The organism is Pseudomonas sp. 5C2, assembly GCF_034314155.1.
Lineage (GTDB): Bacteria > Pseudomonadota > Gammaproteobacteria > Pseudomonadales > Pseudomonadaceae > Aquipseudomonas.
The window spans coordinates 1,738,544-1,762,812 of sequence record NZ_JAVIWH010000003.1 but is presented as its reverse complement, the minus strand read 5'-3'; the positions used below and the strand labels follow the sequence as shown (position 1 = coordinate 1,762,812).

21 protein-coding genes are annotated in these 24,269 nt (G+C 60.1%); 14 read left to right on the top strand and 7 right to left on the bottom strand.

The genetic code is table 11. The features are described 5' to 3' along the window. The first annotated feature begins 101 nt into the window (after positions 1 to 101). Positions 102 to 2,873, top strand: a complete 2,772-nt coding sequence (locus RGU44_RS22755) for a hybrid sensor histidine kinase/response regulator (protein ID WP_322278024.1) — start codon at positions 102 to 104, stop codon at positions 2,871 to 2,873. Between the two features lie 100 nt (positions 2,874 to 2,973). Next, positions 2,974 to 3,570: a MarC family protein gene (locus RGU44_RS22750; RefSeq protein WP_322177640.1), complete on the top strand. Its 597-nt coding sequence runs from the start codon at positions 2,974 to 2,976 to the stop codon at positions 3,568 to 3,570. A 21-nt stretch (positions 3,571 to 3,591) separates the two neighbouring features. On the opposite strand, the gene RGU44_RS22745 is transcribed toward RGU44_RS22750, so the two are convergent. The 7 genes from RGU44_RS22745 to cobG all read right to left on the bottom strand — a co-directional run bounded on the left by RGU44_RS22745 (position 3,592) and on the right by cobG (position 10,597). Then, positions 3,592 to 4,239, bottom strand: a complete 648-nt coding sequence (locus tag RGU44_RS22745) for a hypothetical protein (RefSeq protein WP_322177639.1) — start codon at positions 4,237 to 4,239, stop codon at positions 3,592 to 3,594. Beyond that, the gene (locus RGU44_RS22740; protein WP_322177638.1) at positions 4,239 to 4,991 is read right to left on the bottom strand and encodes a hypothetical protein; all 753 of its coding nucleotides are present in this window, start codon (positions 4,989 to 4,991) and stop codon (positions 4,239 to 4,241) included. The genes RGU44_RS22745 and RGU44_RS22740 overlap by 1 nt, the downstream gene beginning before the upstream one ends. Before the next feature lie 63 nt (positions 4,992 to 5,054). Then, entirely contained in the window at positions 5,055 to 5,870 is an 816-nt protein-coding gene (locus tag RGU44_RS22735) for a hypothetical protein (RefSeq protein ID WP_322278022.1), read from the bottom strand. 258 nt (positions 5,871 to 6,128) lie between these two features. Continuing rightward, positions 6,129 to 7,841 carry a precorrin-3B C(17)-methyltransferase gene (gene cobJ, locus RGU44_RS22730; protein ID WP_322278019.1) on the bottom strand — a complete coding sequence of 571 codons (1,713 nt, stop codon included), beginning with the start codon at positions 7,839 to 7,841 and terminating at the stop codon, positions 6,129 to 6,131. Then, complete coding sequence (locus tag RGU44_RS22725) at positions 7,841 to 8,572, bottom strand: precorrin-2 C(20)-methyltransferase (protein WP_322183008.1); 732 nt, start codon at positions 8,570 to 8,572, stop codon at positions 7,841 to 7,843. The genes cobJ and RGU44_RS22725 overlap by 1 nt, the downstream gene beginning before the upstream one ends. Then, positions 8,572 to 9,198, bottom strand: a complete 627-nt coding sequence (locus RGU44_RS22720; protein ID WP_322278017.1) for a precorrin-8X methylmutase — start codon at positions 9,196 to 9,198, stop codon at positions 8,572 to 8,574. The genes RGU44_RS22725 and RGU44_RS22720 overlap by 1 nt, the downstream gene beginning before the upstream one ends. Further along, positions 9,191 to 10,597 carry a precorrin-3B synthase gene (gene cobG / locus RGU44_RS22715; RefSeq protein WP_322278015.1) on the bottom strand — a complete coding sequence of 469 codons (1,407 nt, stop codon included), beginning with the start codon at positions 10,595 to 10,597 and terminating at the stop codon, positions 9,191 to 9,193. Before cobG ends, RGU44_RS22720 begins: the two co-directional genes overlap by 8 nt. A 124-nt stretch (positions 10,598 to 10,721) precedes the next feature. Between cobG and cbiE the strand changes: the two genes are divergently transcribed. From cbiE to urtD, 12 genes are all read left to right on the top strand, one after another. Next, positions 10,722 to 11,924: a precorrin-6y C5,15-methyltransferase (decarboxylating) subunit CbiE gene (gene cbiE, locus RGU44_RS22710; RefSeq protein WP_322278013.1), complete on the top strand. Its 1,203-nt coding sequence runs from the start codon at positions 10,722 to 10,724 to the stop codon at positions 11,922 to 11,924. Then, on the top strand, positions 11,924 to 13,021 hold the full coding sequence (locus RGU44_RS22705) for a cobalt-precorrin-5B (C(1))-methyltransferase (RefSeq protein WP_322177632.1): 1,098 nt from the start codon (positions 11,924 to 11,926) through the stop codon (positions 13,019 to 13,021). The genes cbiE and RGU44_RS22705 overlap by 1 nt, the downstream gene beginning before the upstream one ends. Further along, the gene (locus tag RGU44_RS22700) at positions 13,018 to 13,746 is read left to right on the top strand and encodes a cobalt-precorrin-6A reductase (RefSeq protein ID WP_322177631.1); all 729 of its coding nucleotides are present in this window, start codon (positions 13,018 to 13,020) and stop codon (positions 13,744 to 13,746) included. The genes RGU44_RS22705 and RGU44_RS22700 overlap by 4 nt, the downstream gene beginning before the upstream one ends. A 223-nt stretch (positions 13,747 to 13,969) precedes the next feature. Next, a complete protein-coding gene (locus RGU44_RS22695; protein WP_322177630.1) occupies positions 13,970 to 14,359 on the top strand; it encodes a DUF2946 domain-containing protein in 390 nt (129 codons plus the stop codon). A gap of 73 nt (positions 14,360 to 14,432) precedes the next feature. Beyond that, complete coding sequence (locus RGU44_RS22690; RefSeq protein ID WP_322278011.1) at positions 14,433 to 14,924, top strand: copper chaperone PCu(A)C; 492 nt, start codon at positions 14,433 to 14,435, stop codon at positions 14,922 to 14,924. 50 nt (positions 14,925 to 14,974) lie between these two features. Further along, a complete protein-coding gene (locus tag RGU44_RS22685) occupies positions 14,975 to 15,379 on the top strand; it encodes a DUF2946 domain-containing protein (RefSeq protein WP_322278009.1) in 405 nt (134 codons plus the stop codon). A gap of 83 nt (positions 15,380 to 15,462) precedes the next feature. Continuing rightward, complete coding sequence (locus RGU44_RS22680) at positions 15,463 to 17,598, top strand: TonB-dependent copper receptor (protein WP_322278007.1); 2,136 nt, start codon at positions 15,463 to 15,465, stop codon at positions 17,596 to 17,598. An 87-nt stretch (positions 17,599 to 17,685) separates the two neighbouring features. Next, entirely contained in the window at positions 17,686 to 19,056 is a 1,371-nt protein-coding gene (locus RGU44_RS22675; protein ID WP_322278005.1) for a PepSY domain-containing protein, read from the top strand. A gap of 338 nt (positions 19,057 to 19,394) precedes the next feature. After that, positions 19,395 to 20,660, top strand: a complete 1,266-nt coding sequence (gene urtA, locus RGU44_RS22670) for an urea ABC transporter substrate-binding protein (RefSeq protein WP_322177626.1) — start codon at positions 19,395 to 19,397, stop codon at positions 20,658 to 20,660. Positions 20,661 to 20,809: 149 nt separating this feature from the next. Further along, positions 20,810 to 22,312 carry an urea ABC transporter permease subunit UrtB gene (gene urtB, locus RGU44_RS22665; RefSeq protein WP_322278003.1) on the top strand — a complete coding sequence of 501 codons (1,503 nt, stop codon included), beginning with the start codon at positions 20,810 to 20,812 and terminating at the stop codon, positions 22,310 to 22,312. Further along, positions 22,312 to 23,391, top strand: coding sequence for an urea ABC transporter permease subunit UrtC (gene urtC, locus RGU44_RS22660; RefSeq protein ID WP_322278000.1), 1,080 nt, complete (start codon positions 22,312 to 22,314; stop codon positions 23,389 to 23,391). Before urtB ends, urtC begins: the two co-directional genes overlap by 1 nt. Further along, positions 23,388 to 24,248: an urea ABC transporter ATP-binding protein UrtD gene (gene urtD, locus RGU44_RS22655; protein ID WP_322177623.1), complete on the top strand. Its 861-nt coding sequence runs from the start codon at positions 23,388 to 23,390 to the stop codon at positions 24,246 to 24,248. Before urtC ends, urtD begins: the two co-directional genes overlap by 4 nt. Positions 24,249 to 24,269: the final 21 nt, after the last annotated feature.

Genomic DNA, 24,269 nt, shown 5'->3' with positions numbered 1-24,269 from the left:
GCTAGACGGCCAGCCAGGCAGGCACCTATCAGCAGGTGCTTGCCTGTTTATTCCAGCCCCGCGCATAGTTATCTGGCATTCACCTACGAAGGGATTTCGCCGTGCGCTGGCTCAGGATCGCCATAGGTTTCACTGTCAGTCTGCTGACCCTGCTCTGCATGCCCCCGGCTTACGCCGAGCAAGGCGGTGGCTGGTCTACATTGCTTGATGAAAAGGCCGACCTGCAATTAAGCGATGTCCATTCGGCGCGCTACTCGAATCAATTCAGTCCAATCGAGCTCGATCAAGTCAGCGCAGGTGACCGCAACAGCGCAGTCTGGCTGCACTATCGCCTGCAACCCGACGATCACGAACAACTGCTGCGCATCTTCGCGCCCGACCTGGCTAGCCTGGACCTGTACGTGCTTGACGGCAACACACTGATCAGCCACTCACGTGCCGGTAATAACATACCGCGCGATAACAAATTGCCACCCTCCACCGACTTCCTCCTGCCACTGCCACAAAGCAATGTCCCACTGGACATCTACCTGCGCTCGGTGTCAGAACAGAAATTGCGCCCCAACATCACCCTGCAATCGGCGATAGCCAGCGCGGCAGACGAGCGGCAGCCGTTGTTGCTTGGCCTGTTCCTCGGCTGCCTGGCAATGTTGGTCCTGCAAAACATCACGCGCTTCGCCCACACTCGCGCACAAAGTAGCCTGTGGCTGGGGGCCTGTGAGGCGATGCTGGCCTTGAGTGCGCTGCTGCTCCTGAATCTGCTGGCACCCTGGCTGCCCAACAGGCACCTGGCGCAGACACCCGGTGCATACCTGGCATTGATCCTTGCGGCTCTGAGCGGCCTGATGTTCGCTTATCGATTTTTCGCGCCTCGGCGGTCCAGACGCCTGAACCGTTTTTTGCTGGCCGACATGCTGGTCATCGGGCTGTGTGGCCTATTGGTATTGTTCGTCGATGCCCTGCCCCTGAATATCATCACCTTTGGCGTGGTGGCGCTGGCGAGCCTGAGCATCCTGTTTGTTGCCTCCTGCCACTGGCACAAGGGTTACAGCCCTGCCCGGCTATTTGTCCTGGCGATGGTCGTGTTCAATCTGGGTTGCCTGGTGATTCTGCCAGCCTTGCTCCGTCTGACTCTGATCGCCCCGCAATGGCTGATCATTACCCTGCTGGGTGTGTTCTGTATCGCGGGGCTGCTGATGAGTATTGCCCTCAGCGAGCGTCATCGCAGCATCACCGAAGATAACTTCAGCGCCAGCCGCGATCTGGCCGCCAGCACCGCCGAAATCAATGCCAAGGCCGAGTTTCTGGCGAAGCTCAGCCACGAAATCCGCACCCCGATGAATGGCGTGCTGGGCATGACCGAGCTGCTGCTGGGCACGCCGCTTTCAGTCAAGCAGCGTGATTACGTACAGACCATCCACAGCGCCGGGAATGAGCTGCTGACGCTGATCAACGAGATTCTCGACATCACCAAGCTCGAGTCCGGACAAATCGAGCTCGATGATGTGCAGTTCGACCTCAACGCACTGCTCGAGGACTGCCTGAATATCTTCCGGGCCAAAGCCGAACAGCAGAACGTCGAACTGATCAGTTTTATTCAACCACAGGTCCCGCGCGTGATCAGCGGCGACCCTACGCGCCTCCGCCAAACGTTACTCAGCCTGCTGGAAAATGCCCTGAAGAAAACCGACCAGGGCGAGGTTCTGCTGGTGGTTGCACTGGATTCGCGCAGCGGCAAACCGCGCCTGCGGATTGCCGTGCAAGACAGCGGCGAGCCCTTGGCGGCCAAGGAGCGCGACGCGCTGCTGCACACCGAATTGCACAGCAAGAATTTCCTCTCCAGCACCAAGCTCGGCGGCAACCTGGGGCTGGCGATTGCCCGGCAATTGATCATGCTGATGCACGGTGAATTCGGCATCCAGAGCGGCACCAATCAGGGCAGTACGCTCTGGCTCACGTTGCCGCTGGACCCGGATCGACTGGAACAACCCACCACAGACCTCGATAGTTCGCTCAAGGGCGCCCGTGTGTTGGTGGTAGACGACAATGACACCTGCCGCAAAGTCCTGGTGCAGCAATGCAGCGCCTGGGGCTTGAATGTCAGTGCCGTGCCGTCGGGCAAGGAAGCGCTGGCACTGCTGCGGACCAAGGCGCATCTGCGTGATTATTTCGACGCTGTCCTGCTCGACCAGAACATGCCCGGCATGACCGGGATGCAACTGGCAGCCAAGATCAAGGAAGACCCAAGCCTGAACCACGACATCCTGTTGATCATGCTCACTGGCATCAGTAACGCGCCGAGCAAAATCATCGCACGCAACGCCGGCATCAAACGCATCCTGGCCAAACCGGTAGCGGGCTATACGCTCAAGACGACCCTGGCCGACGAACTCAACCAGCGCAATAAGGGCACGTCCCCGCTCAGTTTGCAGTCCGCTGCCAGCAAGCCCATCAGCGTCCCGAGCGATTTCCGCATCCTCGTTGCCGAAGACAACAGCATCTCGACCAAAGTGATTCGCGGCATGCTCGGCAAGCTCAACCTCCAACCGGACACCGCCAGCAACGGCGAAGAAGCACTGATCGCGATGAAGGCCCGACACTATGACCTGGTGTTGATGGACTGCGAGATGCCGATCCTTGACGGGTTTTCCGCCACCCAACAGCTGCGCGCTTGGGAAGTCGGTAATCAACGAATACGCACGCCGGTAGTCGCACTGACCGCGCATATCCTGACGGAGCATAAAGAGCGCGCCGTTCAAGCAGGCATGGACGGACACATGGCCAAACCCGTAGAGCTGTCGCAATTGCGCGAGCTGATTGAACACTGGGTCGCCAAACGCGAGCAACGTCAGGCTCAGACCCAAACCGGCTGATTTCACCCACGCGCAAATGAAACTGATATTCCTCCACAAGACGGCATGCGCCGCCTGATAGACTTCTTTTCGTCATTCACCTGTCGGGCGAGCTAAAACCATGCTCCACGTGTTGTTCAGCGTTTATTTGAAGATGTTGGTGCTCTATAGCCCGTTCTTCGTCCTGTCCTGCTTTATCAGCCTGACCCGTGGTTATTCCAGCAAGGAACGTCGTCGCCTGGCGTGGAAAGTCGCGCTGGCCACGCTCGTTTCAAGTGTTCTGCTGTACCTGTTCGGGCGGGCGATTTTTACCGTGTTCGGCATCACCGTGGATGCGTTCCGCATTGGCGCCGGCAGTGTGTTGTTCATCTCGGCATTGGGCATGGCTCAAGGTAAATCCGCAGTCCAGACCGACAACGTTCAGCAAGACGTGACCATCGTGCCGCTGACCATTCCCCTGACTGTTGGCCCCGGCACCATCGGCGCCTTGCTGGTCATGGGCGTCAGCCAGCCACACTGGGACGACAAGGTCACCGCGATCCTCAGCATCGCCCTTGCCAGCCTCACCGTCGGGATTGTGCTGTACCTCTCCAACCGCATTGAACGCATTCTCGGCGATCAAGGCCTGCAGATCGTCAGTCGGTTGATGGGCTTGTTCGTGTGCGCACTGGCGGCGCAAATAATCTTTACCGGGGTGAAGGGGTACCTGGTGCCGTAGTGAAGCCAGCCTGCCACCGCGCTAAAGTTCTATTTCAGTGATGTAGCGTTTGGCCTGGTCGCCCAACTCATTCCTCACGCGCCCCCTGTGTTCAACATAGGCAGTGCTGTTGAACGCAAAGCTGCCACCGTTGATTCGGACAGTCATCTCCGAGTTGATGTTCTTCCAAAAAAATGATCCCTCCACCACAACGCGAGAGGTCATATTCAGCCCACAGACCAGAACCTGTAACTCTCCCGAGGGCAGATTTTCACAGGGCACAACCTGAAAGCTTTCCGAGCGTCCGGTACTGAACCAACTGTCCAGAAACACCTTTGCATGCTCATTGGTTTTCATGGCATTGAACGAGGTCTGCGCAAGCTCGACAAGATGAGCTGACCCGACCTTGCTCATCGCGTCGAAGGTAACCCGGTCGAAATCCCGCGCGGACTCAATCTGTATCGGGTTTTCCACAATGAAACCCGTCAATGTGAACCCGAGCTTCAACAATCCGCGCTGATAACGATTCATCCAGCTTGTCCAGAGCTGTTGCCGGTCAAATTTCTCACTGGCATACAGCTCCGCGTACAACAGGCAATCCTTGATATCTTGCCGCTCCTGCTCCGACATCCCGGAATAAAATGATGTCAGGCTGCTGCCTATCAACGCAGCGCTAGCGTTTTTAGCCATCATTGTTCCGTGTCCTCAAGCCGCAGAATCATTGACGTCCTTCGGCCGCCAAGGGCCGTAATGAACGGCTCCCGAAACTGTGCGTAACGAATATCCAACAATTCGGCCGAGTAGGAGGCAACCGCGATGTTGCCCACGATTCGGTCAGGGTCGAATGTCAGGAGGAATGACTGTGGCTCAATGGGTTCTACGGTTTTAAACGAGATTAACACCGAGCTCATCGAAGGGGCGGCATGAACAAAGCTCAGCTGTAACACCACGCTGAACAATTGGGTGGCGGGTGGTATCTGAAGCACATGAGCTGAAATATCGCCGGAAAGACGCTCATTCACTTCTGCCTGCCACGGTTCAGATTGCAGAGTATTCTCTCCGAGAAGCAACTGTGCGGGAGGGTTCAGGACACGCTCGGGGCCGGGTACCAATACCCGTTTAGCATGAGCGATGAGTGACGCCGGTACACGGTCATCAAGTTCACGTTCGATCCACGACCACGGTTCAAACAGTTCATCTTTCTCTATTGGGTGACTGTCGTATTTACGGCCTGAAACTATCCAGCCGAACGTAGCCATTGCCGCGAAGTATGTTGTACGCCACGCCTCAAACTCAGCGAACTTCGAATACTTCTTCGATGCGGCCAGCTGAATATATAACTGAGCATCAAGCACGTCCTCTTTAAATGAATGACCGACGCCGTCATCAAAAAGAACGACACTTCCTGCGTTCACATAAGCATCCTGCATTCCATTGCGCATGGGCCTCTCCTTGATAACGTTACCTGCGCCAGAGAGCCGCAGTACCTGCGGCTCTCTGGGTTATTAAATACTGTATTCTGCAACGGCGTCTTTCGCGTTGCTCCCCAGTTTTGCAAGGATGTCGTCCCGCACGTTGGCGTAAACACCCTGATTCAACACCAGGTGCGACTCGGCGCGGGAAATACTCACCGACGTATTGTTCCAGTTCCAGAACAGGACGTTCGTGACATCCAGAGTGGACGAGAAGCTGACGGTCCCCACGGCCATTACCACTTCGCCATCGCTCGACTCGGTGCAAGAGACAATACTGAAGGTACCCCCTGCATGAGAGCGGCTTTTACCCTCAAACAACCTGAGTGGCTCTTTGCTGGCCTGAAGGGCATCAAGTGCCTGCTTCGCCACGCCCAGCAGCAATACCGAGGTCGGACCAGGAAGCGCCGCGGCGGCAACTGCGGAAGAGAGGATCTTGAGGCCAACCTGATCCATCGTGAACTGCTGTTCGACCGTCGTGTACCTGGCGTAATCCTTGCGCTTCGGGAGCCATCCAGATGCCCGGGACATCACCTCCATGAACTTCTCATACCAGCGTTGGCCTTCCATCTCGGGATGTTCACGATTGGCAACCAGCGTCGCGAACAGTACGGAGTTCTTGATATCGTCCTTATTCTGCTTCGACATACCCGCCACAAAGGAAACAATACTATTAGCGACGACTGCGGCGCCTTCCTTTTTCTCGTCGACTGTCAAGGATCGGAGCATTTTGCCCTGTACAGGATGATCGACTTCATCCGAAGACAGCGCTACTGCCGGAAATTCGCAACCCATAATATAAGCCCGGCACGCTTCAACACTCATTGTTGGTTCAACGTAATCATTCATGTGTAAATCCTTTTCTAATTCAGCGATCACCCTTCGCGGGCACCACTCAAACTAGCGCACATTGATGATCGCTTCTAGCCGCCTACCTGGAGCATTCTGCCGGGTATTATTCAAGTGCATACCGTCAAACATCCGGAATACTTAGCCCTGTACATTTTCAACAGCCATTCGTGGACTTTCGCCTTTATAACTTCGACGTAAGCCCACAGAACCAGAGACTTGTCTTACGAACTAAATACCCATATTGACGACGTTGACTCAACCGCTCGGCTTCACGCCATACCATCGCGGCGTATAGACCCAACTGCCGCCATCGGCACGGGGGAAGGTGCAGGTCGTCGACGAACCGATCAGGACCATTGTGCGCATATCCACTTGGTCCGGGGTCAATTCGCCCAAGGTGATGATACGCAGTGTTTGCCCTGGCCGGCCGATATCACGGCCCAGAGTGACAGGGGTTTTCGGGGTGCGATGTTGGCGGACGATTTCCAGCGCACGCCCCAATTGCCAGGGGCGAGAGCGCGAGATCGGGTTGTAGAACGCCAGCGCCAGATCGGCCTGAGACGCCAGATCCAGACGTTTTTCAATCACGTCCCATGGCTTGAGGTTGTCCGACAGCGACATCACGCAGAAGTCATGGCCCAACGGTGCGCCCGCCTGGGCGGCAGTGGCCAGCGAGGCGGACACCCCCGGCAGTATTTCCAGTTCAACGGCGTGCCAATCGGCGTTGCCCGACTCATGCAGTGCTTCAAGTACGGCCGAGGCCATGGCGAACACGCCAGGATCACCCGACGACACCACGACCACCGAGCGTCCTTGTGCCGCGAGTTCGAAGGCGTGTCGGGCGCGCTGCATTTCTTCGCGATTATCGGTGCAGTGCAGCACTTGATCGGCATGGAACGGCCCGGCCATGCGCACGTAGGTTTCGTAACCCAGCACATCGTTGGCCCGCGCCAGTTCGGCTTTGACCGCTGGCACCATCAGTTCGGCAGCGCCAGGGCCAAGGCCGATAACCGCCAGACGCCCGCGTCCACGACCGATCTGCTGCACATCCAACGGCTGCGCGGCGACAGCAATGGCGATGCCACTGCCCACACTGATGGGGGGCAGTAGCTGTGGCACGGCCTGTTGCGCCAACTCGCTGACTTCAGCCTCCGCTGCTGTTGAAGCAAACCGCAGCGGCACGCCCAGCGCCCATGCGGCTTCACGTAGCGCAGGGTTGGCCATCTCACGGTCGGACGCCAGCAAGCAGGCCAGCGCCTGAACGGCAATCCCGGCGTTGTGCAAAGCGGCGCGCACAGCATTCACCAGATCCGGCACGGTCGCGCTGACAGCCACCAATACACTGCGCGGGTAGATCAGCAGCTCGTTGGCCGCCGGCTCGCGTTCGGCGCAACCGACATGAATCGCCAGCTGTGCGTGCTCATCTTCAGGCAACTGCGCTTGCGCGAGCCATGGCGCGGCACCTTCAATCCGCACGTGTTGCCCGGACAATAAGTCGGAGACAAATCGTTTGCCCAACTCCAGATCGCCTAGCGCGTAACCGCTCGGTGGATTGAGCAGACAGGTGCCGAAACGCAACTCGCCGCTGGTGGTGATCGCTGCAGCGATCCCCAGTCCTGCAGCAATCTCACGGGCCATGACGTTGACCCCGCCCAGCCCGCCCAACAATGGCACGACTGCACTGCCGTCCTCAGCCACGGCCAGCACGGGTGGCTCAACGCCTTTTTCCAGGAGCAGGGGCGCTAGCGTCCGGATCACGATGCCGGCAGCACACAAGGCAATGATCGGTGTGTCCTGCTGATAGAGCTGACGCAACGTGGCGCCAAACTCGGTGTACGTCAGATCGGCACCTTCAACCCGTGCCGCCAGACCATGGATCAAGGCATCCGGAAAAAGCTGTTGAATGCGGCGTGCCGTCGCCAGGCTGCCATTGCCCAGAATGACGATGGCGGGTGTTTTAACAATCATCAGCCTTGCCACCTTTCGCCCGGAACAATGATCAGGGAGAAATACGGTGAAGACATTGGCTCGACCTGGTCCAGCGCCACGATCTTCTGATTGGACATGGTTGCGCGCTCGACATACAACGCGCGATCCGCCATGCCCAGTTCTTCCAGCACCTGCCGGACTTTGGGGAAGTTGCGCCCCAGCTTCATGATCACCGCCGCATCGGCATCGGCCAGACGACGCTTGAGCTCGTCGTGGGGCAGTACACCGGACAGCACCGACAGGCTTTGATTGCGGTACACCAGTGGCGCGCCCAGCACCGAAGCGCCACCGAGCATCGAGCAGACGCCCGGCACCACTTCGGCTTCATAACGCTCGGCGAGGCGGTCGTGCAGGTACATATACGAGCCGTAGAAGAACGGATCGCCTTCACAGATCACCGCAACATCGCGCCCCGCGTCCAGATGCGCGGCCAGTGCCTCACTGGCGTCATCGTAGAAATCGCTGATCACTTGCTCGTAGGACAACGGTGCAGGCAAGGCTTCGGTGGTCACCGGGTACACCAGCGGCAACAGGGTCTGCGCGTCTTGCAAGTGGGCTTCGATGATGCCGAACGCGTTGCCTTTCTTGCCCTTGGCGACGAAGTACGCGACCACTGGCGATTCACGCAACAGGCGCAGGGCTTTGACGGTAATCAGCTCAGGATCGCCGGGGCCGACGCCCAAGCCAATCAAACGACCGGGTTGCTGCATCATTCGATCTCCGTCGCTAATGCATTGACCGCAGCCGCAGCCATGGCGCTGCCGCCACGACGGCCCTGCATGATCACAAACGGCACACCCCGGCTGTTCGCCGCGAGCATTGCCTTGGACTCTGCAGCGCCAACGAAACCAACCGGGAAGCCGAGGATCAATGCGGGTTTAGGTGCACAGGCATCGAGCATTTCCAGCAGGTAGAACAACGCAGTCGGCGCATTGCCAATCACCACCACGCTGCCTTCCAGGTACGGGCGCCACAGTTCCAGCGCGGCGGCAGAGCGAGTATTGCCCAGCTCGCGGGCCAACTCCGGCACGCCTTCGTCTTTAAGGGTGCAAATCACCTGATTGTTGGCGGGCAAGCGCGTGCGGGTCACGCCTTCGGACACCATGCGCGCATCACACAAGATCGGCGCGCCGGCGGCCAGCGCATTGCGCCCGGCCGTGCCAGCACCGGGGGAGAAGCGCAGGTCTTCGATGACCTCGACCATCCCACACGCATGGATCACCCGCACCGCGAGTTTTTCCAGGTCGGCAGGGATCTGATCAAGCCGGGCCTCGGCGCGAATGATCGAGAAGGAGTTGCGATAGATCTCCTGACCGTCGCGGATGTAATCAATCATCGGTGCTGCTCCGTGAGTCGGCGGCTAACAGCGTGCCGACTGCTTCAATAGTGAGGTCACGCGCGCGCAAGCTACCGAAACCCGGTTGCTGCGCGTCGCGAAAATAGAGGTCGTAATGGCCGGCGGACACCGCCAACAAGGTCACCGGGGCGACATGGGCTGCCGCGCATGAACGCGAACAGCCCGTCAGGTGCGCCGCCTGTTTCAGGTCGAGGTGTTCGAGTCGGGCGGCCAGCAGCAGTGCATCCGCCTTGGTGTCGGCCAATCCTTTGCCACAGCCCGCCGAGCCGGTGCAGGCGATCAAGTGGGCCAACGGTTGTTCGGGCGAGCAGATCAACCCGGCGGCCTGCAGGCCCGTCAGCACGTTCGCCGCGTGGTCACGGCGAACGTTAGGCAGTAACAGGCTCTGCCAGGGTGTCAGGCGCAACGTTCCGTCGCCCCATTCGGCCGCCAATTGCGCGACCGAGCGCAACATCGACGCGTCAAGTCGCCCCAGCGGCGCAGCACCACCGACGGCCACCAGACCGGCCACGTCCTGTGGATAAATACCAAGATGCCGATTCGCAGGGGACTGCAATTGGCCCCCTGTAGGAGCGAGCTTGCTCGCGAGGCGGTGTGTCAGGCAAACCGTGTCAAGCCATTCGCCAACACGTTGGCTCCTACAGAAATCAACAGTCATGCGCTTGGCCACCGCCTGAAGAAACGCCTCGGTCGACATTTCAGCCAACAGATGGCGCATGCGCGTCTGCTCAGGTCGCGCCAGCTCAAGGAACGCGTCCAGCACCGCCACCACCAATTCATGAGCATGACTCAGCGGCACAGCGGCCAACGGCGCATCCTCGGCAGGGCAACCGGCCAGGCCGAACGCCATCAAGACGTCGTCGTCGATCATCCGTGCAGACAACCACATATCATGGGGATGCTCGAGCATCGCCAGTGCTTCGCCGCCATCCAGCGACAGGGCAAATTTAGGCGACAGGTCATGGAAACGAGGCTCGTTCTCCAGGGTGCCTAGAATCTGCGCGGCCAACGGCCGGCTGTCGAACAACTGCTGTGGGTCGATGCCTGCCGTCGGGCTGAGCATCAGGTTGCGCACATCGTCGCTTGCAGGGTTACTCGGCCCCAGACCGGCGTCCAATAGAATCGCGATCAAACCGTCCGGATCAGTACCGACCCCGCGAATCTGCAGGTTCGCGCGGTTGGTCGCCTCGATCACGCCCCCGGCATAACGCTGCGCCGCATCGGCCACCGCGCACGCCTGGGCGGCCGTGATCGACCCGCCCGCCAGCTTGATCCGGCAAATACCGCCGTCCAGCGCCGGGACGATGCGCAACAACCCCGGACAAGCCGAGGGGCGTAAAGAGATTGAGGACGTGCGAGCAGGCATTGGCTCGTTCAATGGGTCACCCGGCAGAATTTGAAAAGGCGCTATAGCCCATTGGGCGCGGTATTATGCCTGCTTTGTCCGCAGGCATGAAAAGCCGGTCTGTCGGAAGTACGCATTAGTTGGCTGAGGAATGTACATGTCGCCGTGGCTGACAGTCGTGGGAATCGGTGAGGACGGCTTCAAAGGCTTGGGCAAGACGGCTCGCCGTGCGCTGCTGCAAGCCGGGCAGGTGTTTGGGGGGCAGCGCCAGCTTGATCTGCTGCCCGCCTGCATTCGTGCCGAGCGCAGCCCGTGGCCCAGCCCGTTTTCCCTGAGCCCGGTGCTTGAGCAGCGCGGCACGCCGATTTGCGTGCTGGCCAGTGGCGACCCCATGTTGTTTGGCGTGGGCGCCAGCCTGGCGCGACAGGTCAGTGTCGATGAAATGCGCGTGCTGCCTGCGCCCTCGTCTTATTCATTGGCTGCTGCGCGCTTGGGTTGGCCATTGCAGGACGTGGTCACCTTGTCGGTGGTCGCCCGACCGCTGGCGGCGTTGAACGCGCAGTTGCATAACGGTTTGCGCCTGTTGGTGCTGAGCAACGACGGCAGCAGCCCCGCCGCCATCGCCGAGCTGTTGCGCGCCCGTGGCTTCGGCCCGAGCCGGATGACCGTGCTGGAGCATTTGGGCGGAGACGCTGAACGCCGGGTCGAAGGCATCGCCAGTGAGTGGGTAGACCTGCCGATTGCGGCGCTAAATCTGGTCGCCATCGAATGCCGTGCTGAACCCGGTGCGTCACGCCTGTCCCTGCTGGCCGGGCTGGCGGACAGTGCCTTTGAACATGACGGTCAACTGACCAAACGCGATATACGCGCCATCACCCTCGCCCGCCTGGCCCCGGCACCCGGTGAACTGCTGTGGGACGTGGGCGCGGGTTGCGGCTCCATAGGCATCGAATGGATGCGCGCGCACCCAAGCTGCCGTGCTCTGGCGGTCGAAGCCGACGAGGGTCGCCAGTTACTGATCGAGCACAACCGCGACGCGTTGGGCGTGCCGGGCCTGCAATTGATTCGCGGTCGGGCACCTCAGGCGCTGCAAGGTCTGGAAGCGCCCGATGCGATTTTCATTGGCGGCGGCGTCACGCGTCCCGGTGTGCTCGATACCTGCTGGCAACAGCTGCGCTCTGGCGGACGACTGGTGGCCAACGCCGTGACCCTGCAAAGCGAGACCGCGCTGATCAACTGGCGTGAACAGCACGGCGGCGAACTGACCCGCATCCATATTGCCCACGCCAAGCCACTGGGCGAATTCGATACCTGGCGCCAGGCCCTGCCCATCACCCTGCTTGAAGCGATCAAACCCTGATGCGCGCCGAAACCGCCGAACAGCCCGCTCCCTTGCGCAGTGGCTACACCACCGGTAGTTGCGCGACAGCCACCTGCCTGGCGGCGGCCCGTTTATTACTCGACGGCGAGGTGAGCGACGCAGTGGAAATCGTCTTGCCCAAAGGCAGGCAGGTGCAGATGCGCCTGGAGTTCTGCCGACCGTTTGCCGATGGCGCTGAAGCGGGCACGATCAAGGATGCCGGCGACGACCCGGATGTCACCCATGGCGCGCTGGTATTTTCACGGGTGCGACTGACGACCGAAACCGGCGTGCAATTCGTCGCGGGCCCCGGTGTGGGCACCGTTACCCGGCCCGGCCTGGTGTTGAATGTGGGTGAGCCCGCGATCAATCCGGTGCCGCGCAAGATGATCAGCGAACATTTGCTGCAGCTGGCTGATAAGACCGGGTACACCGGTGGTTTCGAAGTCACCCTGTGTGTCGAAGGCGGCGAAGCACTGGCGTTGAAAACCATGAACCCGCGCTTGGGCATTCTCGGTGGCCTGTCGATCCTCGGCACCAGCGGCATTGTCCGACCGTTTTCCTGCGCGGCGTATATCGCATCCATCCATCAAGGCATCGACGTCGCCAAAACCAATGGTTATCTGCACATCGCCGCCTGCACCGGCAACGCCAGCGAAGACACCATGCGCCGGGTCTACAACCTGCCGGAAATCGCCTTGATCGAGATGGGCGACTTTGTCGGCGCGGTGCTCAAGCATCTGCGCAAGGTGCCTGTGGATAAATTGAGCATTTGCGGCGGCTTCGGCAAAATCAGTAAGCTGGCGGCCGGCCACATGGACCTGCACAGCCGTCATTCCAGCATCGACCTGCCACAACTGGCCAAGTGGGCCGCGACCCTCGGTGCCGATGCGACGCTGCAACAGGCCATCCGCGAGGCCAACACCAGCCAGCAAGCGTTGGCGATGGCCAGCGCGGCCGGTATCGCCCTGGGCGATGAGGTATGCCGTCATGCCCGAGCGTTTGCCCGCAGTGTGGTGCCGGCACAGGTTCACGTGGAAGTGTTTGCCATCGACCGCCAAGGCGGGATCGTCGGTCAGGCAGGAGGCTGCGAATGAAGCGTCTGCTATTGCTCGGCGGCGTCACCGAGGCCCTTGCCATCGCGCGTCGACTGGGGCCGCAGCATATCTACAGCCTGGCGGGCGTGGGTCGGGTGCCGACTGATCTGGCGTGCAGGGTGCGGGTCGGTGGCTACGGCGGGGCTGATGGTCTGGCGCAGTTCATTCGCGCTGAACGCATCGATTTGCTGCTGGACGCGACGCATCCCTACGCGGCGCAAATCAGCCAAAATGCCGTGACCGCCGCGCACCTCAGCGGTGTCCCCTGCTGGGCATTGCGACGCCCGGCCTGGGCGGCACAACCTGACGATGACTGGCGCGAAGTCGGCGACTGGGCCGAACTGATCGCCGCTCTCGAACCCTTCACGCGGCCGCTATTCACCCTCGGTCGCGAACCCTTGCAGCACCTGCACGAAATCCCCGGCCACCAGTTCTGGACCTTGCGCGCCCTGGACGACTACCCAGGCAACGAACGCTGCGAAGTGATCGGCGCCCGCGGGCCCTTTGTGCTGGACGACGAACGCGCCTTGTTCGAACGTCGGCATATCGACGTCCTGATCAGCAAAAACAGCGGCAGCAGCGCCACAGAGCCGAAGCTGGAGGTGGCGCGGGAGCGAGGGGTGCCGGTGTTGATACTGCGCAGGCCGGAGTTGCCGGGGGTGGATCGGGAGTTTTTAGATGTCAGCCAATTGCTGTCAGCGTTGGATGAGCACCATTTTTTGTAAAGGCTAGAACGTATTTGAAGGTCGTTCCGACCTTATCGCAGCCTTCGGCAGCGCCTACAGTTTGAGAGGCGCCAAGGTTCTATTGCCTGCGATCGACCGCGAAGGGGTCGCAGGATCGATGTCAGTCACTGCGGCATCACACCACACTCGCTTCTTTTACTTATCCCGGCCATTCAGGCTAAATAGCGCCATTGATCGCTTACTGACACGGAAAGCACCTCCCATGTCCCAACGTCGGATGGCATTTGCCTGGATTGCCTGCTTTGCAGTGCTGTTCAACATGCTTGCCATGCCGCTTTCCGGGGCGGCGCCAAAGACGGCCAGCGAGCAAGTGTTGTGGGGCAGTTTCTGTACGGCCAGCGGCACTAAGCTGGTGGCGATTTCGTTGGGCAAGGCCGATCACAGTGCGCCGCACAACGATGATCACTCGACCATGCAGCATTGCTGGTGCTGCAGTGGGTCCGCACCGCTGGTGGCAATCCCTGCCAGCTTTGCCGCGTGGTATGCCTCTCAGCTTGAAACGCGAAAAACCCTTTCGATTCATTCCCCTGCCCCGCTGTCCCCACGCCAGCAATGGCCAAGCCTCAATCCGCGTGCTTCTCCGCTGGTCTGATCCGAGCCGTTGAATCAGCGCCATAGCCTCATGAGGCTGGGTGCATCGGAATCGATCCCGCTGGAGAATTACCATGATCAAGAAAATCCTTGTTGTGGCCGCACTGTTGCTGCCTGCCTGCTTTGCCAATGCCCACGAATACGCCGTCGGCGAATTGCACATCGCTCATCCGTGGTCCATGGAATTACCGCCCAACGCACCCACCGTGGCCGCGTATTTCGTCGTGCACAACAACGGTAAAACCCCCGATCGCTTGCTCAGTGTCGACACGCCCGTGGCCGGCAAAGCCGAGCTGCATGAACACCAGCATCAGAACGGTTTGATGAAGATGCAGCAGGTTCAGAGCGTCGACATCCCCGCTGGTGGCGAGGTGGCGTTTGCGCCCATGGGCTATCACGTCATGCTGCTCGGGCTTAAAGATAAGTCGACGCTCGTCGACGGCCAACGTTTCCCGCTGACGCTGCATTTCGAAAAAGCCGGTGACGTAACGGTCGAGGTTGCGGTGCAAAAGCACGCACCGGACGAGAATACCGACTCCATGCCCATGAATATGCACATGCAGTAACTGACTGACCTGCGTTGAACCACAGGCGCTCACCAGGCTTCAGGTCCTCCGTGCAGCCTCGCCCCAACGGGACGCGAGGCGCATGGCTGAGCCTGTTCGCCATGTTGATGATCTTTATCGGCCCGCTGATCTCCCAAGCGATGCCGATGGATCCGCACGCCGGTATGTCGATGCCGATGTCCGCGTCCATGGACATGACGGCAGACACCCCCGCCTGCCACAGCGCAGAACAAGCCACACCCTCGGTCACGACCGATCACGTCATATGGGCCAAGTGCGGTTATTGCACACTGCTGTTCAGTTGCCCGGCACTGCCGCAAGCTCTGGCCTTTATCGCCGCTACCCCGCCAAAACCGACAGGCTTCTTTACCGCTGCAGCCCGCCAGGGTTATGCGCGGCAGACCACCTTCCCCAACGCCCGCACCCGCGCGCCACCCTCTTCAGTCCTGCTCTGACACCCTTATTGTTCACACCTGCATGCACCGCCTGAAGCGGTTGCAGGGTGTGACGATCCCGACTGATTGATGATGGAACGCTTATGTCCAGCTCCACTGCCAAGACTCGCCTGTGCACGATGCGAGTGGCTCCCCGCTTTACCCTGAACGAACCTCAACTGCGCATGAAGCACGCAGTCGCCGTACTGTGCGGTTGCATGCTCACACCTCTGGCGTTTGCACTGCCGACCCTTGATGAACCTCAGCAAGACGCCACCGAGATCAGCCCGACGGTGATCACGGCCATCGCCCCCAGCTCGCCGCTGACGATAGTGACCAACCCCAAAGATCCGCGGCAGCCGGTTCCGGCCAGCGACGGAGCGGATTACCTGAAAACCATTCCCGGTTTTACCGCCATTCGTGCGGGCGGGACCAATGGCGATCCAGTGCTGCGCGGGATGTTCGGCTCACGCCTGAACATCCTCACCAACGGCGGCATGATGCTGGGCGCCTGCCCAAACCGGATGGACGCGCCCACGTCGTATATTTCCCCGGAAACCTTTGACCGCCTGACCGTGATCAAGGGTCCGCAGACCGTGCTCTGGGGGCCAGGCGCTTCGGCGGGCACAGTGCTGTTCGAACGTGAGCCCGAGAAATTCGGTGAGCTGGGCAGCCGGGTCAACGCCAGCGTACTGGCCGGATCCAATGGCCGTTTCGACAAGCTGATAGACGCCGCAGCCGGCGGTGAATTGGGTTACGCGAGGGTGATCGGCAACCAGTCCCACTCCGACGATTACAAGGACGGCAATGGTAATACCGTGCCGTCGCGCTGGGACAAGTGGAACGGCGATGTCGCGCTGGGTTGGACACCGGACGCTGACACGCTGGTGGAGTTGACGGCGGGCAAAGGTGACGGTGAAGCCCGTTATGCTGGGCGCGGCATGGACGGTTCGCAGTTCAAGCGCGAGAGCCTGGGGCTGCGTTTCGAGAAGTCCAATATCGGCGATGTTCTGGACAAGGTTGAGGCGCAGGTCTACTACAACTACGCCGACCATGTGATGGACAACTATAGCCTGCGCACGCCGTCTGGCACCGGGATGATGGCCGGGCCAATGGCATCGAACGTGGATCGCCGAACCCTGGGCGCGCGAATCAAGGCCACGTGGCGCTGGGCCGACGTGCAGTTGATCAGTGGCATTGATGCGCAGACCAACGAGCACCGCCAGCGCAGCGCTATGGGTATCGACGTCTATAAGGAGCTGCCGTGGACCAAGGATGCAGACTTCCACAACTACGGGGTATTCAGCGAACTGACGTGGTACGTCGCGCAGGATAATCGACTGATCACAGGGGCGCGCCTGGACCGTGCCTCGGCCAAGGATTACCGGAAAAGCAGCGGTTCGGGAATGACGGCCAAGGCGAACCCCACGGCCAACGAAACCCGCGCCGACACCCTGCCCAGTGGCTTTGTGCGTTATGAGCACGACCTTGCCGCAGCGCCTGCCACGCTCTACGTCGGCCTGGGCCATGTGCAGCGCTTTCCGGACTATTGGGAATTGTTTTCCCCCTCCTCAGGCCCGGCCGGATCACTCAATGCCTTCGATGCGATCAAGCCGGAAAAAACCACGCAACTGGATTTCGGCGTGCAATACCAACATGACGACTTGCAGGCCTGGGCGTCGGGTTATGTCGGTCAGGTCCGTGATTACATTCTGTTCAACTACACCACCGGCATGATGGGCACGACCTCTCAGGCCGAGAACATCGACGCCAGGATCATGGGCGGCGAACTGGGCGCGGCGTACCAGCTGACTTCCAACTGGAAAACCGATGCGACCCTGGCCTACGCCTGGGGCAAGAACAGTAGCGACGGCACGGCCCTGCCGCAAATGCCGCCACTGGAGACCCGTCTGGGCCTCAGCTACAGCCGCGACGCCTGGAGTGCCGGAGCTTTGTGGCGAGTGGTCAGCGCGCAGACCCGGGTCGACCTGAACAAAGGCAACGTGGTCGGCAAAGACCTCGGTGACAGCTCAGGGTTTGGCGTGTTCTCGCTGAATGGCGCCTACCGGATCAACAAGCACCTGAAGGTCAGTGCCGGCGTCGACAACCTCCTGGACAAAGCTTATGCCGAGCACCTGAACCTGGCCGGCAACGCCGGTTTTGGCTTCCCTTCAGACAACCCGCAGTCGATCAACGAACCGGGCCGCACGCTGTGGACCAAAGTCGACATGAGCTTCTAGACCACTGCGCCTCCAGAGGAGCGGGCATGCCTGCTCCTTTGTTCCATCTGAACCGTGTTGTAAATGATGTCGCCGGGAGCGCTACACATGAATAAATCAAACGTCTCCTTCTACAACCTTGCATGGCGCTGGCATTTCTATGCCGGCCTGTTCGTCGCACCGTTCATGATTCTACTGTCCCTGACCGGGATGATTTATCTGTTCAAGCCTCAACTGGACACCGTGATGTACAGCGATCTGCTGTACGTGACGCCAGGCCAGCATCGACTCAGTGCCGATGTACTGCAACAGTGGGTGCAAGTCGATTATCCGCAGGCGCATGTCAGCAAGTACCTGCCACCGTTGAACGCCCAAGGCAGCGCGCAATTCGTGATGCAGCAGGAAGGCCGCGAACTGAACGTGTTTATCGACCCGTATAGCGGGGATACTCTTGGCGAGCAGGATGCCAGGAATAACGTGCAGGCCATCGCCCGTGCTCTGCATGGCGAACTCATGATCGGCAAAGTCGGTGACCGGCTGATTGAACTGGCCGCGGGCTGGGGCATTCTGCTGGTGGTGTCGGGCCTGTACCTGTGGTGGCCAAGGGGCAAGTCCGGGTCAGGCGTGCTGTGGCCGCGGTTCAAGAGTCGCGGGCGCGTGCTGTGGCGAGACGTGCATGCGGTGACCGGTTTTTGGGGCGCCCTGTTGCTGCTGTTGATGCTGCTCAGCGGCATGACCTGGACCGGCTTTTGGGGCAAGCAATTCGCCGATGTCTGGAACACCTTCCCGGCGGCGATGTGGAACGATATCCCCAAGTCCGACAAACAGGCCGGTGAGCTCAATACCGCGACCCGCCAGACCGTCCCTTGGGCTCTGGAAAACACGCCAATGCCACGGTCCGCTGACCACGCCGAACACATGGCTCACGGCGGCGGCATGTCGGCACCCGCTACGCCCACGCTGTCGCTGCAACAGGTCGTCGACATCGCTACCGAGCACCGCATAGAGCCGGGCTACAGCATCACACAACCCGCCACCGCCGATGGCGTGTTCACCGTCTCAGTGTTCGCCGACGACCCGCGCAACGATGCCACCCTGCACATTGATCAGTACACCGGCAAGGTGCTGGCCGATGTGGGCTGGAAGGACTACAGCACGGTTTCCCGCGCCACGGAAATGGGGGTAATGCTGCATGAAGGGAAGTTCTTTGGCTGGATCAACCAGCTCATCATTTTCCTGATTTGCCTGATGGTGCTGCTCAGCGCCATCAGCGGGCTGGTGATCTGGTGGCAGCGTCGTCCGCAAGGTGGCCTGGGTGTGCCGCCGCTGCGCCATGACCTGCCACGCTGGAAAACCGCGATTATCATCATGATTGGCGTGGGGGTGGCGTTTCCACTGGTGGGGGCTTCATTAGTGGGAGTGTGCCTATTCGATCAGATAGTCCTTTCGCGCTTTGCCAAATCCGTCGCTACGGCTTAGATTGCAGGTGTGGGCCCTGATACCTGGCGGGAGGGATTTTGATGAGTTCCTCCCCCGCCCGGTTTCAGGGCCCACTTTGCTATGGCAGGCAACACTTGTTGCAGGCTGCTCTCCCTTGGCATCGAGCCATCAGATCCCCTCCAGATCACGCACTGTTTGTACCCGCAACTGCGCACCAAGGGTTTTTCCCGGCACCATCGTGGTGCGCTCCTGCCATATTCAGCCGATATACCCCCCGCATATGCTCCATTTCCCGAGCTGGGCATAGCCTTTGCTAAGAAGCTTTCAGGTGTTCTGATTCGCCCTACTAAAAATTCCAAGTGAATGGAGATGGCCCTATGAAGCGTCGCAGTCTGATCAAAGCTTTCACCCTGTCCGCCTCGATTGCCGCAATGGGCATGACTTGGACTATTCAGGCAGCCGAAACGATCAAAGTCGGGATCCTGCATTCACTGTCCGGCACCATGGCGATCTCTGAGACCTCACTCAAAGACATGGCGTTGATGACCATCGACGAAATCAACGCCAAGGGTGGCGTCAATGGCAAAATGCTTGAGGCCGTGGTTGTCGACCCGGCCTCCAACTGGCCGCTGTTCGCTGAAAAGGGCCGTCAGTTGCTGACCCAGGACAAGGTCGCGGTGGTCTTCGGCTGCTGGACGTCGGTCTCGCGCAAATCGGTATTGCCGGTGTTCGAAGAACTCAACGGGCTGCTGTTCTACCCTGTGCAATACGAAGGCGAAGAAATGTCGCCTAACGTCTTCTACACCGGTGCAGCGCCTAACCAACAAGCCATTCCGGCCGTCGAATACCTGATGGGCGAAGAAGGCGGCAGCGCCAAGCGCTTCTTCCTGCTGGGCACTGACTACGTCTACCCACGCACCACCAACAAAATTCTGCGGTCGTTCCTCAAGTCCAAAGGCGTTGCCGACAAAGACATCGAAGAGGTTTACACCCCGTTCGGCCACAGCGATTACCAGACCATCGTGTCGAACATCAAAAAATTCTCTGCCGGTGGCAAGACCGCTGTGATCTCCACGGTCAACGGCGACTCCAACGTGCCGTTCTATAAAGAGCTGGCCAACCAAGGCCTGAAAGCCACCGACGTGCCGGTTGTTGCGTTCTCGGTCGGCGAAGAAGAACTGCGCGGTATCGACACCAAGCCGTTGGTGGGCAACCTCGCGGCCTGGAACTACTTCGAATCCGTACAGAACCCGGTCAACACCAAGTTTGTCGCTGACTGGAAAGCCTACGCCAAGAAGAAAAACCTGCCGGGCGCTGACAAAGCGGTGACCAACGACCCGATGGAAGCCACTTACGTCGGCATCCACATGTGGGCGCAAGCCGCCGAGAAAGCCAAATCGACCGACGTCGACAAGGTCCGCGAAGCGATGGCTGGCCAGACTTTCGCTGCACCGTCGGGCTTCACTCTGACCATGGACAAGACCAACCATCACCTGCACAAACCGGTAATGATCGGCGAAATCCAGGACGACGGGCAGTTCAACGTGGTCTGGCAGACCAAGGAACCGATCCGCGCGCAACCGTGGAGCCCGTACATCCCTGGCAACGACAAGAAGCCGGACTATGCAGTGAAGAGCAACTAAGTCGGTTTGATTCCTGATTCAGCTCGCCTTGCAGGAGCTGACTTGTCTGCGAAGGCCATGCGGCGCGGAGTGCCTGACCGACCGCGTTGTCTGGCCTTCGCGAACAAGTTCGCTCCTACAAAGTCCGTGGATGAACGTGAGACACCAATATGCCCACTGCCTTTTACCGCTTCATTCTCGCTGTGGCGCTGCTGCTGCCCTTTGCAGCCCATGCCAGTGATGCTGGCGACTTCGTTGCGGCCGATTCCGGGCAACAAGCCAAATTGCTTGAAGCGTGGGCCGCACAGCCCGATCCGGCACGTGTCGAGTTGATCAATAGCCTGCAACAAGGTCAGATTACCGTCGACGGTGAAACCAAAACCCTCCGTCTGAATAACCGACTGCGCGGGCTGGTCGACACCGCCCTCGCCAGTCACCAATTACTCGCCGCAGACGCCAAGCTGCGTCTGGGCGCCGCGCAACACCTGCAAAAAAGCGCGAAACCGGCGCAACTGAAATTCCTGGATCGGCAGCTTGCGAGCGAAACCAACGCCGACGTACACACCGCCTTGAGCCTGGCGCTGGCCAATCTGCAACTGGTCGATGGCGACCCGGCCGTACGCTTGGCAGCCGTCCGCTTACTGGGTGAAACCGGCGACCCATTGGCCCGCACACGCTTGGAAACCCTGCTCGACCCCGCCGTCGAAACCGATGCGGGTGTGCGCACGGCGGCCGAAACCAGCCTGGCGCAAGTCAAACGGAAACTGCTGATCGGCGAGATCCTCGGTCAGGCATTCAGCGGTCTGTCGCTGGGCTCGATTCTGTTGTTGGCCGCGCTGGGACTGGCGATCACCTTCGGCCTGCTGGGCGTGATCAACATGGCTCACGGCGAGATGCTGATGCTCGGGGCCTATTCCACTTATGTCGTGCAGCTGATGTTCCAGCGTTATGCGCCAGGAGCATTGGAGTTCTATCCAGTGGTCGCGCTGCCGGTGGCGTTCTTCGTCACGGCGGTTATCGGCATGGCGCTAGAGCGCACGGTGATTCGCCATCTGTATGGCCGACCTTTGGAAACCCTGCTCGCCACCTGGGGTATCAGCCTGATGCTGATCCAGATGGTTCGCCTGGTATTCGGCGCGCAGAACGTTGAAGTCGCCAACCCCGACTGGCTATCGGGCGGGATTCAAGTACTGCCCAACCTGGTGCTGCCCTACAACCGGATTGTGATCATCGCCTTCGCGCTGTTCGTGGTGGCCCTGACCTGGCTGCTGCTGAACAAGACCCGTCTGGGTCTGAACGTGCGCGCCGTCACTCAGAACCGCAACATGGCCGCCTGCTGCGGCGTGCCCACCGGGCGCATCGACATGATGGCCTTCGGTCTTGGTTCAGGCATCGCTGGCCTGGGTGGCGTGGCCTTGAGTCAGATCGGCAACGTCGGCCCGGACCTGGGCCAGAGCTACATCATCGACTCGTTCCTGGTCGTGGTGCTGGGTGGGGTCGGTCAATTGGCCGGTAGTGTGATGGCGGCCTTCGGGCTGGGCATCGCCAACAAAATCCTCGAACCGCAGATCGGCGCCGTACTCGGAAAGATCCTGATCCTGGCGCTGATCATTCTGTTTATCCAGAAACGTCCGCAAGGGCTCTTCGCACTCAAAGGACGGATGATCGACTGATGAACCAGCCTCTTATGGTGACGGCCGCGCAAAAGGCCGGCCCGAAAATCACCCTGGCCCTCTGCGCAGTCGTGCTCGTGCTGCTGGTCGCACTGGCACTGTTGTCGTTACTGCCAGCCGATAACAGCCTGCATGTCTCGGCTTACACCCTGACGCTGGTGGGCAAGATCCTGTGTTACGCCATCGTTGCCGTCGCGCTGGACCTGGTCTGGGGTTACGCCGGGCTGCTGTCGCTGGGACACGGACTGTTCTTCGCCCTCGGCGGTTATGCCATGGGCATGTACCTGATGCGCGAAGCGGCAGGCGATGAGTTACCTGCATTCATGACCTTCTTGTCATGGACCGAACTGCCCTGGTACTGGACCGGGACCAATCACTTCCTCTGGGCCATGTGCCTGGTGGTCTTGGCCCCCGGCTTACTGGCGTTGATCTTTGGTTTCTTCGCCTTCCGCTCGCGGATCAAGGGCGTGTATTTCTCGATCATGACCCAGGCCCTGACCTTCGCCGGGATGCTCCTGTTCTTTCGCAACGAAACCGGCTTCGGCGGCAACAACGGCTTCACCAACTTCCGCAGCATTCTGGGCTTCAGCATCAGTTCGCAGGGCACCCGGGCAACCTTGTTTCTGGCCACCGTGGTCCTGCTGGTGGGCAGCCTGTTTGTCGGCTGGCGTCTGGCGCAAAGCAAATTCGGCCGGGTCTTGACCGCGCTGCGTGACGCCGAAAACCGCCTGATGTTCTGCGGCTACGACCCGCGCGGTTTCAAGCTGTTCGTCTGGGTCCTGAGCGCAGTACTGTGCGGCCTGGCCGGGGCGCTATATGTGCCGCAAGTCGGCATCATCAACCCCAGCGAAATGTCGCCGACCAACTCCATTGAAGCGGCCGTTTGGGTCGCCTTGGGCGGACGTGGCACGCTGATCGGCCCGCTGCTGGGCGCCGGGCTGGTCAATGGCATGAAGAGCTGGTTTACCGTGGCCTTCCCCGAGTACTGGCTGTTCTTTCTCGGTGCGCTGTTTATTGGCGTGACGTTGTACCTGCCCAAAGGCGTGATTGGCCTGCTGAAGAAAAGGGGCGAGCAATGAAAACCACACCGACACCCGCCTTCATGCTCGAACCGATCCTCGATCCGAATTCAGACGCGGGCACCAGCCGGGATGCCATCGGCCTCGGCCAGCGTGCCGAAGAAGGCCTTAACACGCGACACGGCACGATCCTGACCCTGGAAGACATCAGCGTCAGCTTCGATGGCTTCAAGGCGTTGAACAATTTGAACCTGTACATCAGCGTCGGCGAGCTGCGCTGCATCATCGGTCCCAACGGCGCGGGCAAAACCACGCTGATGGACGTGATCACCGGCAAGACTCGCCCAAGCCACGGCAAGGCCTGGTTCGGCGAGACCCTGGACCTGACGCAGATGAGTGAAGTGCAGATTGCCCAATCGGGGATCGGCCGTAAATTCCAGAAACCAACGGTGTTCGAAGCCTTGAGCGTGTTCGAAAACCTGGAGCTGGCGCAGAAAACGGACAAATCCGTGTGGGCCAGCTTGCGTGCACGCCTGACCGGCGAGCAGCGCGACCGTATCCATGAAGTGCTGGAAACCATCCGCCTGACGTCTTCGATGCATCGTCCGGCGGGGCTGCTGTCCCACGGTCAGAAGCAGTTTCTGGAGATCGGCATGCTGCTGGTCCAGGACCCGCAATTGCTGTTGCTCGACGAACCCGTCGCAGGGATGACCGACGCCGAAACCGAGTTCACCGCCGAGCTGTTCAAAAGCCTGGCGGGCAAGCACTCATTGATGGTGGTGGAGCACGACATGGGCTTCGTCGGTTCGATAGCCGATCACGTCACCGTCCTGCATCAAGGCAGCGTACTGGCTGAAGGGTCGCTGGACGATGTGCAGACGAATGAACGGGTGATTGAAGTGTATTTAGGGCGATAACGCACATTCCTGCACATCTAT

Bases quoted from the DNA above. Each gene is read 5' to 3' on its own strand.
- RGU44_RS22750 (WP_322177640.1), top strand. From the start codon at position 2,974: ATGCTCCACGTGTTGTTCAGCGTTTATTTGAAGATGTTGGTGCTCTAT.
- RGU44_RS22745 (WP_322177639.1), bottom strand. From the start codon at position 4,239: ATGGCTAAAAACGCTAGCGCTGCGTTGATAGGCAGCAGCCTGACATCA.
- RGU44_RS22740 (WP_322177638.1), bottom strand. From the start codon at position 4,991: ATGCGCAATGGAATGCAGGATGCTTATGTGAACGCAGGAAGTGTCGTT.
- RGU44_RS22735 (WP_322278022.1), bottom strand. From the start codon at position 5,870: ATGAATGATTACGTTGAACCAACAATGAGTGTTGAAGCGTGCCGGGCT.
- cobJ (WP_322278019.1), bottom strand. From the start codon at position 7,841: ATGATTGTTAAAACACCCGCCATCGTCATTCTGGGCAATGGCAGCCTG.
- RGU44_RS22725 (WP_322183008.1), bottom strand. From the start codon at position 8,572: ATGCAGCAACCCGGTCGTTTGATTGGCTTGGGCGTCGGCCCCGGCGAT.
- RGU44_RS22720 (WP_322278017.1), bottom strand. From the start codon at position 9,198: ATGATTGATTACATCCGCGACGGTCAGGAGATCTATCGCAACTCCTTC.
- cbiE (WP_322278013.1), top strand. From the start codon at position 10,722: ATGTCGCCGTGGCTGACAGTCGTGGGAATCGGTGAGGACGGCTTCAAA.
- RGU44_RS22705 (WP_322177632.1), top strand. From the start codon at position 11,924: ATGCGCGCCGAAACCGCCGAACAGCCCGCTCCCTTGCGCAGTGGCTAC.
- RGU44_RS22700 (WP_322177631.1), top strand. From the start codon at position 13,018: ATGAAGCGTCTGCTATTGCTCGGCGGCGTCACCGAGGCCCTTGCCATC.
- RGU44_RS22695 (WP_322177630.1), top strand. From the start codon at position 13,970: ATGTCCCAACGTCGGATGGCATTTGCCTGGATTGCCTGCTTTGCAGTG.
- RGU44_RS22690 (WP_322278011.1), top strand. From the start codon at position 14,433: ATGATCAAGAAAATCCTTGTTGTGGCCGCACTGTTGCTGCCTGCCTGC.
- RGU44_RS22680 (WP_322278007.1), top strand. From the start codon at position 15,463: ATGTCCAGCTCCACTGCCAAGACTCGCCTGTGCACGATGCGAGTGGCT.
- RGU44_RS22675 (WP_322278005.1), top strand. From the start codon at position 17,686: ATGAATAAATCAAACGTCTCCTTCTACAACCTTGCATGGCGCTGGCAT.
- urtA (WP_322177626.1), top strand. From the start codon at position 19,395: ATGAAGCGTCGCAGTCTGATCAAAGCTTTCACCCTGTCCGCCTCGATT.
- urtB (WP_322278003.1), top strand. From the start codon at position 20,810: ATGCCCACTGCCTTTTACCGCTTCATTCTCGCTGTGGCGCTGCTGCTG.
- urtC (WP_322278000.1), top strand. From the start codon at position 22,312: ATGAACCAGCCTCTTATGGTGACGGCCGCGCAAAAGGCCGGCCCGAAA.
- urtD (WP_322177623.1), top strand. From the start codon at position 23,388: ATGAAAACCACACCGACACCCGCCTTCATGCTCGAACCGATCCTCGAT.